Raw genomic sequence first — 14,020 nt, forward strand, 5'->3', positions numbered from 1 at the left:
AAGCTCGTTCTCCCCCTTATAGGCTTACCAGCTTCTTAATTATATTAATATCCCCTAATTCACTAAGTCTTCGCACTAGAATGTTTTCTATATTCTCACTTAATACTAGTTGTTCAGATGAAAACGGTGCGAGTTGTAAGTTCTCACCAATCATAACTGAATACATTGCATGTTGAAACATTGTAATATCATTTGCATCATTACCGAATGCTATATATTCTTTTTCTTCCACACCCAATTGCTGCAATCCACTCCACTTATCTATTCCGTTTGGACTTATGTCTAAGATTCCTTCGTTTCCGTGAGAGTGAACCACAACATTCATATTACTAAGCTTTTCTTTAACTGCTTCCATGTTATCTGAAGTAAGCACTAAAATTTTTACGATTGACTGCAATTTATCCAATTTAACGTTTTTAGCACGCCTTTCTGGATCAAGATTATTCAAAATCGGATGTGTAGTTGGCCCTGTATAGGCATAATCCCAATCACCATCTATTAAATAAGAGACATTATAAAATTTAAGTAATTGAACAATATTTGCAAGCGTTCCTTCATCAAAACTAATCGTTGATATGATTTTTCCTTTCATTGCAATCATGGATCCATTTCCACCAATCATTGGGTATTGATGAAAACGTTCATGTAAGACGGGGAGTAAATCACGTATTGGTCTGGCTGAAGCAAAAATGACTTCGTGCCCTTGAGCTACTAGCTTTTCTAATGATAATAGTAGTCTTTCAGAAATAGGTTGACCTTTAAAGCAAATTGTTCCATCTAAATCGAACACAAATTTCATTCTATGCCACTCCTAAAATTTTTATTGTTCTTATCATATCAGTTTATCTTATAATGAAAAGGACATATGTCCCAAAAGGAGTATTATATGAAATTTATTCATGACTTGAAGCTACTTGGAACAAAATTACGAGAATATCATATTGAAGAAATGTTTAACGGAGAAAAACAACCCCCATTTACACTGCAGCAATATGGACAAGATGAAATTGTTTTACTTGAGGGAAGTGAACTAGAATCATTATTATTCTTAGTGGAAGGGAAAGTAAAAATAACATCAAGTGTTGAAACTGGAAAATCACTTTTACTACGATTTATCCAACCTTTTTCCATTATTGGTGATATTGAATTAATTCGAAATGTTCCCGTCCAATCACAAGTTAAAGCAATTAATGAATGTTTATTAATTGGACTACATTTTGATTATATAAAAGAATATGAAATGAATAATCCAAAGTTTTTACATACACTTTTAGAACATGTAAGCTATAAGCTTCAAACGTGCACAACAGCTTCTCGTGTGAATTTATTAGCATCTGTGGAAAATAAATTTGCGAGCTATCTTATGTCTACGATATCACCTGAGCCCGATAATATCTTTGGAGTGGAGCTAAAGACTTCAAATATAAAAGAGATTGCAGATTTACTTGGCACGACATATCGACATCTAAATCGAGTTATTCATTCGCTATCAGAAAAGAAAATTATTGAAAGAGATAAAAACTCTATTCGTATATTGAATTGGGGAGATTTGAAAGAAATGTCCAATGGAATCCGATATAAGTAAAAAAGATAACCCTGATTTCTTGGGGGTTACCCTTAAAATTCGTAAATTATCCACTTATGATATGATGACCCCCTATTATTGTACCAAAAACGACCGTTTATGTTTTAAAACTCATTATTAAAAATAAACACTCCTAACATATTAGTCATATACAATATGTTAGGAGCTTGATATTTTAAGTATTTTTTGAATTTAGGTCTTGATAACAAATGGAGACCATTCCTCTTCCTTTTGGCATATTGGCGTTACTCATGATTTATGTCCTCCTATTAGTGTGTTTCTGTATCTAGCTGTAGCGCTATGCGTGTAGGAAATTCCTCGTAAAATACTGTTTTTCCCAAACTTTGTGCGTATTTCATCCATTACTTTTGCTAACTTCATTTCTTGTTCTCGTTTCGTGAGATTATCAAAAAGAGAAATTTGTTCTTCCCCTTCTTGAATTAGGTTTGTTAAGGATATGTTTATGCTACGAATGAGTTCTCCAGTATATTGTTGATGTAAAAAGTATGTACAGATATTATATATATCCATTGTTAAATTTGTTGGACGACTTAAAGTATGTGTTTTTCTAATGCCACCGGAATAACTCTTGCTATAACCGACAGAAAAATGAACGGTTTGAGCAAGTTTGTTTTGTCTTCTAAGCCGATAACAAACTTCTTCAATATGTTCCAGTAGAATAATCGGAAATTCTTCTATTATATAGTCACGCATTAGAATTTGGCTTTTTCCAATAGAAGTTGTGGCAGGAACATATTTTTCTGAAATACGACTAAAGTCAATTCCGTGACTATGTAAGTGTAATTCTTCTCCAATCTTGCCAAAGCTCTGTTTTAAGTATTTAAGGGGATAATTGGCTAAATCCCCAATAGAGTATATTCCCTTCCGATTTAACTTTTCTTCTGTTTTATAGGATATGCCCCATGCCCATCAAGCTAAGATTAAATTTCCTATGAACTTCCGTTCATGTTGCCTACATGCTTGATATTTTGTTTATTTGTTTTTAAAAATACGCATACCAAATAAACCTTGATAAGGTGTATTTTTAAAGATTATGCAGTTTTCTGTTTTGGGTTGAATACAGTGTACTGGTAAACGACACCTAATATATCAAAGACTGTTTTCTTCTCATATCGATGGGATTTCCGTCCATTTTTTTGTAAGAGATTAAACAGACGAAGGAAAATTTTTGATACTTCTTGGGTGCCTTTTTGTATAGCTTCATATACTAAGTACAAGTGATCTTGAATCATATAAATTGCTTTATATTCACTTAATTGTTTTTGTTTTTTCTGTAGTAACATCTGTCGCATTTTGAACATAGTGGAAGAACAAATAAAAAACATGTTTTTTTGTTTGTAGGGCTAATGCTACCAATGAATAATAATTAATCAAGAATTAAACAATCAGAGAATGATAAAGAAAGGAGGCATCTTATGGCACAGACATTTCGTCTTTATTTACCAAAGCAAAAAACAGGGTGGCATGCTTTTAACTGGGACATTATGAGGGAGAAAATGCCTTCATTTCCAGTAGTTCATATCTCTGCTTGTGAAGCAAGGCTTTATGATAATTCTTTAGGTACTGACTTGCAGACAATCGAACTGGTCCAAGGTGATGCAAGTATATACGCAACAAGTGTTGTACCATCAATAAACTCAGATGGTACAACACTTGTTGATTTTCTTTTGGTAGTAGATTGGGATCATGAAACTAAATGTTGCCTGTGATATTACTCTATTTGACACACCAGATGGGTCATTAATAGTGGGTGGTAGGAGTTAAACGAATGAAGCTGTTGCAAGGTTTATAGCACAGCGGATAAATCTCTGACTTATTTTACTGTTAGTAGCTTATGAAGAAGAACATCATTCCTTTGTATCAAGAAATGATGCTCTTCTTTTCGTTTTGCTTGTTTTTGAAATGAAAAATTTTTATAATGATGAATTTATTTATTTTTCTTCATCACAAAATCTTTTTGTTCTCCTTTTAGTTTGTAATACTTCACGTTCAGACGAATAGCTACTACAGAGATTATAATAAACCCAATTACATATAACATGTCCCTTTCTCCATTTCTTATTGTTTAGCGAACTTATTATGTAAATACTTCACATGTTTCTTTTTAATATCCTTATCCGTAATGTTTGCTCGCAACATAGTTTGATAAATATGATTAACCTCGTCATTTGTAAGTTGCAGGTCTGTATAGGATTCAATACATTTCTTGAGATCGTTATAATATAAGACATGCTTATCTTTAGAAGGAACATTTACCCTTTTTAGACTGCATTTTGGATGAAAGGCTGCTATAGAAATGCACGGCAGCTGTTGTTCCATTATCCATTCAATAGCTTTTATATGTTTATAATTTTGTCGAAATGGATTTTGAAAAGAAGATTTCTTTCTAAAAATCCCCTGTGTCCACCTTGCAGATTTTTCGTTTCCATAGATCCATCCTTCGTAGTTTTTCGTCTCTATAACAAATACACCGGTTTCCGCGATAACAATATGGTCAATTTGCGTTGTATCACCATACTCAATATGAACTGTAACATCATGTAACACGCAATACTTTTCAGAATCCAATTTGCTCAATGTACGCTTCACTAATTTTTCTCCGACTTTCCCTTTCCATTTTGGTACATGTTTTTTCACAACAATATTCAATGGAATTAGAATTGCAATGAGAATTAATTCGAATATCAATACTTTCATTGTAAAATCCTCCTTTTCACACTCTTACGTTTTTGCGCATTAGACGGTAGATATACGTTTCTAATCCTAAAATAAAATATGAGATACATAAGCCTTTTATCACCATCTCTACAAATCCTAAAGCTAATGAAAGAAGGAGCCCGCCCCTAAACGGAAACGGCCTTGTCACTCTTCGATTTACTGGTTTTTCAATAACTCCAAAATTTGCCCATGTAGGCAAACGCTTTTCCACATTCTTTACAGTGCCTGTTAATCCGTATTTAAGCGATAAAATGAAACATCCAATTAATAAATATACGATAGATGAAAAATAGATAGATAGACTTATAACGATAATTGTAAGCAACCAACCTATTAAAATAGAATTTCGCAAAGCAATATATTCCCGATTTCTTTTCAAAACAAACATTCCTTTCAAAATAAATTAGGGTATTTTCAAATGGAAAATATTTACATTTGAAAATAAGCATGATATGATACGTCTATATTAAATTATGAAATAGCCTATAAAGGATTGTGATAGATATGTTAAAACTTGTAGTAGATAATACCGTAACAGAACCAGAACCAAAAACAGATTCAGCTTTTTCTAACTTTTTCACCTGCAAAGACTGCGTATATTATCTTTCAAAATCAGATTCTTGCAGTCTGCAATTAGCAGCTGATTCAAATAATCCCCTTGTCCCTTATGAGTGTGGTAACTTTGAGGAAACCTATGAAATCGGAACGGAAGATCCATTGAATTCACACATACATCAGCAACTTTGTGAAGAGAAAGCGCAAATCCTAGTTGAAAGCTATCCAGCACAACCTTCTATTGATCCAATTCATAAAGACGCAATATGGTATGGGTCAGTAAACTATGGTTGTTGGATTATAAATGATTCGAAGAAACGTTTTGCACTTGCAGAACAGGTTCCTTTCGGTGATAATAATGTGTCATCTAAAAAATACGCATCTCCTTTCCCTTTACATGACCATGGTGCAAAAGAAAGTATCAGGCACTATATGTGTTGGTACGTAAATGAAAAAGGAATTGGCGAATACCATCTTCTTATTGGTGGTGTCATCATGAAAATTGCAGAAGGAGTTAAGAAACTTGGATTCAATTACTAATCGTATCTACAAGAAAAGAATGTTAGAACATACCATACTATTTAGTTTGGTACAGCTGGTACCACTGATCATATCTACCGGTATCATATATATATTGCTAGAACTTACTGATACGGAGTGGAAAACCTGGTTTAGTTATGAAGGAATCTTTGTAATTATTTTTCTTATAACGAGGTTCCAGGTATTTCAGAATAAGAAAAGTATTATTTCTTTAAATCAACACGAAAAATGGTTTTCAAAGTTAAATATCTTCTTGGTCTCTATATCGCTAGTATTATTTGCATCCATACCAACTCTATTAAAAATTGCTTTCATTCTACAAATGACTGTTATTCTACTCCTACTAGAGTACCTTTGTTTGTATATTGATCGTTTACCGATACATAATTTATATAGAGTACAAGAGATCATTTGTGATAAAAAACAACTCAAAATTGAACGAATTATTCCAAACAATGAGGAACACGGTACTCATACAATTAAAACAAGGGATGAGCAATACTTTTTATATACCGCTGTGTATTTGAGCGGCATACTATCGCCAATTTCAGAAGAAGTATTTGAAGAATATGAAAGAAAGAACCTAATGGGTAGATAAAAGGTACTGAATGTAGATTCAGTACCTTTTCTATCTTAATATATAGTTCTTTAAATATTAGCAAATAGCCATGGAGCGAGTACGGCTAACATACACAGCAAACAAGATCCTGTTATGACACGGTTGGCCCAACGGTAATATTCCGGCTGTTTCGTACTCTCATGAATTCTTCTTAAACGAATACCTGCGATTAACATAAAGGGTGTGAAAATAAGTGCTGTTGCTTTAAACAGGTCTAAAAAATCCGTAAAGATGTTCATAAATGAAAATACATCGGAACTAAACAAAAAGTATACACTTAGTCTCATCGACATCATGCTGATAAATGAGAAAATCATACTTCCGGTTGCCCACTTCATCCATTGACCATTCTTTGTAATTAATGCCATAACCATGACAATAACGCCTAATACGAATGAAATAGAAAAGATATTGACTCCTACTTTAAAAGCCGGCGCATACAATCCTTCAATCTTTTGTATGATTGATGATCCAAACGAATCATCTTTCTCTGTTGTTTTCGTTCGATTGTTTAGTCCATCTTTAAATGATGACGAAACATCATTTCCTTTTAACTCATTAAAATCTACTTTTACAGAAGCTTGAGCTGCTTGTAAGGGTACAAGTAATAAAATCATCAAAACAAGCGTGCATAAGACTCCTATCATTCCTTTTTCTCGTTTCATCATACATCACCCGCTAATTTTGGTTTGATGCTCTTTAATTTGATTTCATTTCCTTCTGCAGCATAATAAAGATCTGCTGCATAATAGATATTTGCTTTTGTATATGCCCCCATAATTGCATTTGCAATTTCTTCTTTTTCTACTGCCACATATGTTTCATTTTCATTATAAAACTCAATTTCAATTCGGTTAATATTATTATTTAATACTGTAATATGTAATTCTTTTAAGCTATCTAAGCGATTCCCTAATCCACACACCAACTTAAATACTTTATTTGCAATTGTTGGTGGTTTTACATACGTCGTATTAAAATGAATCGTTTCACCATCTATTACACCATCTTCCTCGACTTCACACGTCATAATGAAAGAATGATTTTGTTTTTCAATTTCTTGTTGACTCAACTTGCGATCAATGACATACTTCACGCTTGTTGACAGGTTTTCTATATATTCATCCAGTTCGGTATTTGAAATTTTAACCTCTGAGAATTCCGGAAAAATCATGTAAGCGTGTATATTAGAACTACTTTTACTTACACGTAATACCTGGACTTGTTTCTTTTCATAGCGCACCGTTTGTTCTAATTTTTCTACTACATTGTTACTTATGGAATTAATATTCATTTACATTCACCTTTCAAAATTGTTATTTTTTTAACTCAAAAATATTTTTTACTTCATATAATCCTCATGTTTGGATTTAATCTATTTTAAGCATTGTAATATTACGAAGAGTTCTCAATTCTCCTGTTTTAAGACTGTTAATCACTTGAATCTCAAAACATTTCAATATTACAATGACGTACAATGTCTCATTATAGTCGAATATCCTTATATGGTGAATCATTCTGTCCCACTCATTTGTACAAAAATAAAAAAATGTTTTATTCTTGTACAAATGAGTGAGAAAATGCTGTATTTCATGCTATTTAACTAAGAAAATCCAACTAGGAAATAGATTTATATATTCCCTAGTTGTCTATTACTCCATTCAACTAGTGTATAAGAATAAGGTGAATTGACCTCTAATTCTATATACAGTAATTGATTTTCCGGTAATATCTCTCCCTCTGTTTGAATCCAATAACGTTTCTTATTAGACATATTTATGACACGTGTCAGTCCTTGTTCTCGTCCTATCACTTTTGCAGTCCACCTCACAAAATCCATATCTTCAACATCAGCTACTCCTTGTTGAACAGGAAAAACGTGTTCCTTTTCCGATGGAATTGAAACATATTCTTGTTGTGGATACATGTCCTCATATTCTAATAATTCCACTGGTATATCCTCATCACTTGGAAAAGGAATATCATAAACAGCCTCAGGAGTGGGAGTATGATGAAAATCTTCAACATACTCCACTTTTTCTATATCCTCATGTTTTAACCTGTCACTCTCTTCCTCACCCAGATTCTTATGAACAGATGTAGCAACTAAATCATATATACTTGCTACATCCTTTTCTAAGGTGATTTCTTTTGTTGGAACAGTAACACGCTCTTGTTCCCTTCCAATAGGCTTGTTTTCTCTTGGGCACCAATAAACAGGGCGTTCCACCGGTTTATTTTCCATTTCTTTTTTCTTGGCTTCTTCTATTAGAAATTTTTTCTTTGAATTACGAACTACCAAAAACACATAACAAAATAGACCAATTAAAATTTTTGTAAACATAATATTCCCCTCTCGATCATCCAAATAAATCGAACTCAAACTGTCCATCGATTACTTTGTTTTTTCGTTTCCCTTTCTTTTTAGAAGAATCCACTTCTACAATAACTGAATCCCAGAATGTGATATCCTGTTTTTGCACAAGCATACGCTTATCAGTATTCAGTGTTGTTAAAGCTCGAATGACATCTTCTATTTCTCCATCTATTTCAAGTACATTCTGCTTTACTCGAACACCAGGTACTTGCTCATTTTTTATGCACTCAACAGCTCTTCGTACAAATTGAGCTTCTTTCATAAATGCTACGTCCATCGTTTCTGGTAATTTCTCCACCCAATTCGTAAATTGAATTTCAAATGATTCAAATACAGGTGTAATGACATTACCGATGTTTGCTAGGACGCGTTTAGATTCATCAGATGCTGCTTTTGTCCATTCCTCTGTTGAACCTTTTAATTTATTTCCACTCTTAATGTTTTGAATTAATAAAGTCTGTAGATCTCCAGTATCACCAAGCATTGCATTCAGCCCATCGCTTGTTGCATCACCATTCATTGCTTCAGCAGCTTTATTCTTCTGAGCAATTAACTGTGCCATCTGAGCTTGGAATGTTTCTTTGTAGCTCAGATAGAAGGTTCTACATTGCTTAGTTTGTCCAATACGCCAGTGTCTTCTTGCGGCTTGGTTTAACGTAAATAAGCTAAATGAAAGCTGGTAGAAAATGAGCGTTGGTGTTGCCAATAAATCCAAACCAACTTTTACCAATTCCTGCGAACAGATAATTACATTTACACCACTATTCACTTGCTCTTTTAACCATGCACTGCGCTTTGGCGGAGTAACTGTATTGGTGCGAAGAATAGATACTTTCGCACCAGGTACTTGCTCTGCGACCTTTTGTAAACGAGGCTGAACGTCTCGTTCTTTCACTGTAGATCCTGTATCAGATACATAAATGATGGTTGGACGGCCTTCAGAGATTTCAGTATGCAATATTTCTTGCAACTTCTTCTCCTTCGGCTGAATACAATCCTCATCAAATTTGAATGTATCATTAGACCAAACCAGTTCTTTTCCTGCATTATCTAAGTAATAGTTCGGATAATGGATCATATTGTCTGGATATGCATTACCTGTACGAATATAAGAAAGCCACAATTTTCCGGCGTCTGGTGTACCTTTCGCTGCTTCGATTGCTTTTTCGAACGACTCTTTCATATGCTCATAGGCTTGCTTTTGCTCTTCAGACATATCAACAAGAATTGTAGGGACATTGACTAGTTCCACAGGATTTGGCCATACATCTTTAAAGCGTACATTAATGGTTGTATCCATTAAATATTGGGTAAACACATAAGGTGAAATACCAGGTACGACCTTGGTTTTATCTAATGTACCTTGCGCTCCACGTGAAGCTATATTAGATGTGACCTCACCATCATGGTAATATGTTCTCTCGATGTTTCCGTAGGTTTCATTCCATTCCATGAAAGAACTATATTCAAAACCGCTTTTCACCATTTTTTGAGGGAATAAACGCCATAACGTATAGAATACATCGCTTGCGCGGCCACCAAATAATGTACCTGTTCCAGCTACAACCTTCTTACAAACCTTTGCTAAACTTCCTAAGGCAGTTCCTTGTGCTGTTTCACTTTTTAATTCGTGGACTTCGTCACAAATTAAAGCATCAAAGAAGTGTTTCATTTTTCTACGAATATACTCAACAGTAGCTACCTTTCGATATGCTCTTCCTGATTGCTTCGCATCATATGGCTTCACACGATTCTCTAACTCTAGTTGTTTTTGCAGCGGTTTATTTCCCTCTTTTATTGCTCGCACTAATTTATTTTCATATTTGGTCCAATCTTTAAAACTTGCATATTTCGTTTTTACTTTTGGGCTCCAAATATTTGAATTACAATCAGCACATACACTGTTTTTATTTGTTTTCGAATCTAAGTCACTTCCTGTAAAATCTTTATACTGACAGACTTCTTTCTGTTCACCATTAGCTTGTTGAACCATAATTGAAGACGTTTTTTTACGCAACTTAGCACCACAATCTGGACAATAGTATCCATTCTTATAATATCTTTGCACCTCTTCCTCTGATTTCTTGGAAAGTGCAATTTTCTTATAAGGTAATGGCATCTGTTTAATAGAGTCCCCTCGCATTGTTGTAAAACTAATAACAAAATAGGTTGGTTTTTCTGGTTTTGGTCTTCCAGCCTGAATCCAGGATTGATGAATGCGAATTAAATCCTCTGTACGTTTAATTAGATGTACTTCTGCGTCTGGTATTAAGTGTCGTATTTCTTCTTTTGCCCACTTCTCAGTAAGAGTCGGTGGAACAAATACGCAGGTACGATACCCTTTTTTCCCGGTTAAATGGAAATATCCATCTACTGTTGCTGTCATAATTGCACTTTTTCCCGACGACATTTCCCCCTGTATAATGATTCCTTTTTGTACTTGTAATGCTTTTGCTGCACCTGTTGCTACATGTGCCTGTACAGGGAATAATGGTCTTTTGTATGTATCAAAATGAGATAATGCCTGATCTTTCATTGGTTGATGCAATGGCTCATCTAATTTTGTTACCTTATCAAGCATGACAGGCGAATATTCCAATAGGTATTCATTTAAATCATTAATTTCATTGATTTTTTCACCTGTACCTTCTTGCGGGAATTGACATTTCCCAGAGCGAATCATTTCTGATAAAAACTCCTTACAATCCTTTTCCTTTAGTAAGACTTGCGCAATCGTTAAAGAAGAAAATTCATTCTTATCAAAATACACCTCTAACGGTTGTAATAAATTTCTTGTTAGCATCTCATCATAAATTGGCTTCGCCCATTCTTCTAAGATCGGTAAACCATACGGAGGAGCCATTAGGAAATCTCTTACTTGTATCTCTGGCGCTTCGTCAATTGCAACAATATACTTTTCTTCTAATTCTCTAGAAAATGCAATAATTGCCTTCTTCTTATTTACTGTTTGTGTGTTAATAAATTCAAACTGACCTTTTGAGTTTACATTCACTTTTTTATCTAAAATGTAATGTAATTCTTCTTTTTTTCCTTCTCCAAAATACAAACGACTAGATCCCATTGATATGGCAGCACGGAATGACTTTAATGTACTGTCATTCGCACCTAGTACTGCAAATTGGATTTGATGATGACGATTTACTGCCATTGCAAAACAAAAAGCTGTATGTGAGGCAGTGGCTGTCTCCAATTGCAGCATCGCTGGTGTTTCTTCCTGGTCAAATGTATCTTGTTTAATTATTTCTTGTAGCATAAGTTTCCCTCCTAAAATAAAAAACGCATCATAATCGATACGTTTCATGTCCTACTCATTTAATTTATGTTTTAAAAATCTATAAACTGTTTCCACTCTGGTAATGATTGTTCAGCTGCAGTTAACATATCGCCTACACCATGGAATACTGAGAATTGCTCTAATACTTCCAAATGTGTACCTGCACCTAACTGAGAAGCACATAAACAAATGAATGTAAGTACAATAGCAATACGAAACATACGATTACTAAATTCCCATACGATAAATAATGCTCCTATTCCTAATAGTACAGACATAGCCTTCTTCCTTTCCTAGACAAGTTCTTTGACTACACCAGTTGGTGTTGCGGTGATAAATTTAGCGCGACGTTTTTGTAAAACAACTTCTTTCGTTGTTTTTTCCAATTGCTCAAATGAATGTTCATAATACACATTTTCAGATCCACGAACTGCATGGAGTGTATCACCTTCACCAAGCAAACCATCTGCCACACCTGTTATCAGCAATAGTCCTAATTGTCCGGAAGCAATCGGCATCTTTGCTCTTTCAGCAGCTGTTTTCTCACCTTGAAGTGAGTAGCCATTCCCTCTATTTAAACGCTTCTTTAATGATGCGATTCCCTCTGATTTGCCTATACCTTTATAAGCATCTTTATAATCCACGCGAGATGTGAAAATAAGTTTGTTTTGATGACGCAATTCAGGTATAGTCCAATCCTTATGATTCACCATTTGTGCTAAAGTACTCACATGTTTTCTTACGAAAGTAAGATCGGACATATTTTCACAAAAATTAGCAAATCGATCATTGAAATATGTATCATTTTTCGTAGCTACACGCTTACGGCCAATAAAAACACATTGCTTAAATTGCTCAAATTCTTCATTTTCATCACCAAAACGCATCAAGCCTATTTCCTCATAATTCTTTGCTAAAAAATAACTGATATCGTCTCTAGCGAATCTGTCGTATGGGATGACATACACCATAATCCCACCATCTTGTAAATAAAGGTGAGCACGCTTTAGGAAGTTGAACTCCATTTTCTCTGATTTTGTATTTTCTGTACGAAGCTCCATATTATATGGAGGATTTAAAAAAATAAGCGGAAAGTAGTCATGACTAATCATCATGCTTTCAAAGCTTGAGCGTACCACTACATCTAATTGCTCTTTTGCTTTGTTATATCGGTTTGCATCTAATTCCACACCATATGTATCAAGTTGTATGCCAACCTGTCTCACCTCATCTGCAAAGCTTCGTAAAATTGTCCCTTCTCCACAGCATGGGTCAAAGCAAGCATAAGCTCGCTCTGATTCCATTTGTAATAATCGTACTAAGTGTTCCCCTTCTGTTAGTGGTGTTGGATAAAATCCTGCCGCTAAATCATTTCCTAAACGCATAATCGTTCCCTCCAAGTTCTTTTTTACAATAAAAAAAGGAAGATCCAAGTAAATACATCACTTAGTTCTTCCTTTTACCCTCTATACACTACCTCGACTTTATTAAAACGGTAGTAAATCATCTGTAATCTCCGATAGCTCTTCCAAACCAGCGAATATATCATCCGGTTCTTGAGATTGCTCGTTTGTTTCCTGCTCTTTTGGATCATCTAATATTGTCCAAATGTTATCCTTTTTCATCTTCATATTCCTCTACCCTTCTTATTTTTCAGGTTCATAAACAACTTCCTCGTAATCAAAAAAGTAATCTTTCAGCTTACGTAGGATCTTGCGAAACTTCGGTTCAGCTACGAGCTTAGTACCACTATAAAAACTTGGTTGCCCAACAAAGCGCCATAAGATAACATAGCCTATCTTCATTTCTTGAATCCCTTCAATATATAAAGCGATTTCTTGAGTGGCTTCTTTTTCATTAAGAGCATGTGGCTTGAAATATTGAAATTTACCATCTGGTAATATAATTTCTGCTTCAAAACACCCTCTCATTTGATTTACTCTTGCTCTAGATTCAGATGACATTGCTGGTGCAGCATATGACTTCTGGTTATTTTCCATTCGTGTTTTATGCTCCTCTACTGTTGGTACTAGTTTTAAGTGTCTACAATCTTTTTTCATTTTACTATCTCCTCTACTGTTTAATTTGTTATTTTATGAATCATAAATAACCCCGCCTGCAAACTTGAAAACAATACAAAAAGGGCTTCTTCAAGTCGATTAATAATGTGCATAGCAAAATAAGCTATATATACACTAATCGGCTCAAAGAAGCCCTTTCACAAATGAAACAAGACGCAACTTGCTTCTACAACTCAACCACAACACAAAAAAAGGTGTGGGAATAAACGGAATCAAATAAACTAACAAT

The 14,020-nt window shown here is 34.3% G+C and carries 15 protein-coding genes and 2 pseudogenes; 4 read left to right on the forward strand and 13 right to left on the reverse strand.

The features are described from left to right. Window positions 1-16: 16 nt before the first annotated feature. A complete protein-coding gene (locus tag B9A45_RS30625; RefSeq protein WP_084065851.1) occupies window positions 17-799 on the reverse strand; it encodes an HAD-IIB family hydrolase in 783 nt (260 codons plus the stop codon). Window positions 800-886: 87 nt separating this feature from the next. Here B9A45_RS30625 and B9A45_RS30630 point away from each other — a divergent pair, with 87 nt between their 5' ends. Continuing rightward, on the forward strand, window positions 887-1,585 hold the full coding sequence (locus B9A45_RS30630; protein WP_084065852.1) for a Crp/Fnr family transcriptional regulator: 699 nt from the start codon (window positions 887-889) through the stop codon (window positions 1,583-1,585). A 249-nt stretch (window positions 1,586-1,834) separates the two neighbouring features. Here the strand turns inward: B9A45_RS30630 and B9A45_RS30635 are convergent. Together B9A45_RS30635 and B9A45_RS30640 are read right to left on the reverse strand one after the other, a co-directional pair. Next, window positions 1,835-2,509, reverse strand: a pseudogene (locus B9A45_RS30635) (DNA repair protein); the annotation flags it as partial. Between the two features lie 128 nt (window positions 2,510-2,637). Continuing rightward, window positions 2,638-2,925, reverse strand: a pseudogene (locus tag B9A45_RS30640) (IS4 family transposase); the annotation flags it as partial. A gap of 96 nt (window positions 2,926-3,021) precedes the next feature. Here B9A45_RS30640 and B9A45_RS30645 point away from each other — a divergent pair. Then, a complete protein-coding gene (locus B9A45_RS30645; RefSeq protein WP_084065853.1) occupies window positions 3,022-3,315 on the forward strand; it encodes a hypothetical protein in 294 nt (97 codons plus the stop codon). 349 nt (window positions 3,316-3,664) lie between these two features. On the opposite strand, the gene B9A45_RS30650 is transcribed toward B9A45_RS30645, so the two are convergent. After that, window positions 3,665-4,303 (reverse strand): nuclease-related domain-containing protein, encoded by a 639-nt coding sequence (locus B9A45_RS30650; RefSeq protein WP_084065854.1) that lies wholly within the window; start codon window positions 4,301-4,303, stop codon window positions 3,665-3,667. 16 nt (window positions 4,304-4,319) lie between these two features. Continuing rightward, window positions 4,320-4,703, reverse strand: a complete 384-nt coding sequence (locus tag B9A45_RS30655; protein ID WP_016112268.1) for a hypothetical protein — start codon at window positions 4,701-4,703, stop codon at window positions 4,320-4,322. A 125-nt stretch (window positions 4,704-4,828) separates the two neighbouring features. On the opposite strand from B9A45_RS30655, the gene B9A45_RS30660 reads away from it, so the two are divergent. Continuing rightward, on the forward strand, window positions 4,829-5,419 hold the full coding sequence (locus B9A45_RS30660; protein WP_084065855.1) for a hypothetical protein: 591 nt from the start codon (window positions 4,829-4,831) through the stop codon (window positions 5,417-5,419). Between the two features lie 19 nt (window positions 5,420-5,438). Next, window positions 5,439-6,017 (forward strand): hypothetical protein, encoded by a 579-nt coding sequence (locus tag B9A45_RS30665; RefSeq protein ID WP_084065996.1) that lies wholly within the window; start codon window positions 5,439-5,441, stop codon window positions 6,015-6,017. A gap of 50 nt (window positions 6,018-6,067) precedes the next feature. On the opposite strand, the gene B9A45_RS32015 is transcribed toward B9A45_RS30665, so the two are convergent. The 8 genes from B9A45_RS32015 to B9A45_RS30700 form a co-directional block, all read right to left on the reverse strand. Further along, window positions 6,068-6,703: a hypothetical protein gene (locus B9A45_RS32015; RefSeq protein WP_142263123.1), complete on the reverse strand. Its 636-nt coding sequence runs from the start codon at window positions 6,701-6,703 to the stop codon at window positions 6,068-6,070. Beyond that, window positions 6,703-7,332 carry a hypothetical protein gene (locus B9A45_RS30675; RefSeq protein WP_084065856.1) on the reverse strand — a complete coding sequence of 210 codons (630 nt, stop codon included), beginning with the start codon at window positions 7,330-7,332 and terminating at the stop codon, window positions 6,703-6,705. Before B9A45_RS30675 ends, B9A45_RS32015 begins: the two co-directional genes overlap by 1 nt. A 336-nt stretch (window positions 7,333-7,668) precedes the next feature. Continuing rightward, window positions 7,669-8,382, reverse strand: a complete 714-nt coding sequence (locus B9A45_RS30680; protein ID WP_084065857.1) for a transposase — start codon at window positions 8,380-8,382, stop codon at window positions 7,669-7,671. A 16-nt stretch (window positions 8,383-8,398) separates the two neighbouring features. Beyond that, window positions 8,399-11,689, reverse strand: a complete 3,291-nt coding sequence (locus B9A45_RS30685) for a DEAD/DEAH box helicase (RefSeq protein ID WP_084065858.1) — start codon at window positions 11,687-11,689, stop codon at window positions 8,399-8,401. Window positions 11,690-11,760: 71 nt separating this feature from the next. Then, window positions 11,761-11,988 (reverse strand): hypothetical protein, encoded by a 228-nt coding sequence (locus tag B9A45_RS30690; protein ID WP_084065859.1) that lies wholly within the window; start codon window positions 11,986-11,988, stop codon window positions 11,761-11,763. 15 nt (window positions 11,989-12,003) lie between these two features. Further along, window positions 12,004-13,095 carry a DUF6094 domain-containing protein gene (locus B9A45_RS30695; RefSeq protein WP_084065860.1) on the reverse strand — a complete coding sequence of 364 codons (1,092 nt, stop codon included), beginning with the start codon at window positions 13,093-13,095 and terminating at the stop codon, window positions 12,004-12,006. A gap of 102 nt (window positions 13,096-13,197) precedes the next feature. Further along, a complete protein-coding gene (locus B9A45_RS32440; protein ID WP_179135422.1) occupies window positions 13,198-13,341 on the reverse strand; it encodes a hypothetical protein in 144 nt (47 codons plus the stop codon). 15 nt (window positions 13,342-13,356) lie between these two features. Continuing rightward, a complete protein-coding gene (locus B9A45_RS30700) occupies window positions 13,357-13,770 on the reverse strand; it encodes a DUF6018 family natural product bioysynthesis protein (RefSeq protein WP_084065861.1) in 414 nt (137 codons plus the stop codon). Window positions 13,771-14,020: the final 250 nt, after the last annotated feature.

It is taken from the genome of Bacillus sp. JKS001846 (assembly GCF_900176455.1).
Classification (GTDB): domain Bacteria; phylum Bacillota; class Bacilli; order Bacillales; family Bacillaceae_G; genus Bacillus_A; species Bacillus_A cereus.

Excerpts from the sequence above, each read along its gene's own strand:
- B9A45_RS30660 (WP_084065855.1), top strand. The coding sequence starts at position 4,829 with ATGTTAAAACTTGTAGTAGATAATACCGTAACAGAACCAGAACCAAAA.
- B9A45_RS30625 (WP_084065851.1), bottom strand. The coding sequence starts at position 799 with ATGAAATTTGTGTTCGATTTAGATGGAACAATTTGCTTTAAAGGTCAA.
- B9A45_RS30630 (WP_084065852.1), top strand. The coding sequence starts at position 887 with ATGAAATTTATTCATGACTTGAAGCTACTTGGAACAAAATTACGAGAA.
- B9A45_RS30665 (WP_084065996.1), top strand. The coding sequence starts at position 5,439 with ATGTTAGAACATACCATACTATTTAGTTTGGTACAGCTGGTACCACTG.
- B9A45_RS30675 (WP_084065856.1), bottom strand. The coding sequence starts at position 7,332 with ATGAATATTAATTCCATAAGTAACAATGTAGTAGAAAAATTAGAACAA.
- B9A45_RS30680 (WP_084065857.1), bottom strand. The coding sequence starts at position 8,382 with ATGTTTACAAAAATTTTAATTGGTCTATTTTGTTATGTGTTTTTGGTA.
- B9A45_RS32015 (WP_142263123.1), bottom strand. The coding sequence starts at position 6,703 with ATGAAACGAGAAAAAGGAATGATAGGAGTCTTATGCACGCTTGTTTTG.
- B9A45_RS30645 (WP_084065853.1), top strand. The coding sequence starts at position 3,022 with ATGGCACAGACATTTCGTCTTTATTTACCAAAGCAAAAAACAGGGTGG.
- B9A45_RS30650 (WP_084065854.1), bottom strand. The coding sequence starts at position 4,303 with ATGAAAGTATTGATATTCGAATTAATTCTCATTGCAATTCTAATTCCA.
- B9A45_RS30685 (WP_084065858.1), bottom strand. The coding sequence starts at position 11,689 with ATGCTACAAGAAATAATTAAACAAGATACATTTGACCAGGAAGAAACA.
- B9A45_RS32440 (WP_179135422.1), bottom strand. The coding sequence starts at position 13,341 with ATGAAGATGAAAAAGGATAACATTTGGACAATATTAGATGATCCAAAA.
- B9A45_RS30695 (WP_084065860.1), bottom strand. The coding sequence starts at position 13,095 with ATGCGTTTAGGAAATGATTTAGCGGCAGGATTTTATCCAACACCACTA.
- B9A45_RS30700 (WP_084065861.1), bottom strand. The coding sequence starts at position 13,770 with ATGAAAAAAGATTGTAGACACTTAAAACTAGTACCAACAGTAGAGGAG.
- B9A45_RS30690 (WP_084065859.1), bottom strand. The coding sequence starts at position 11,988 with ATGTCTGTACTATTAGGAATAGGAGCATTATTTATCGTATGGGAATTT.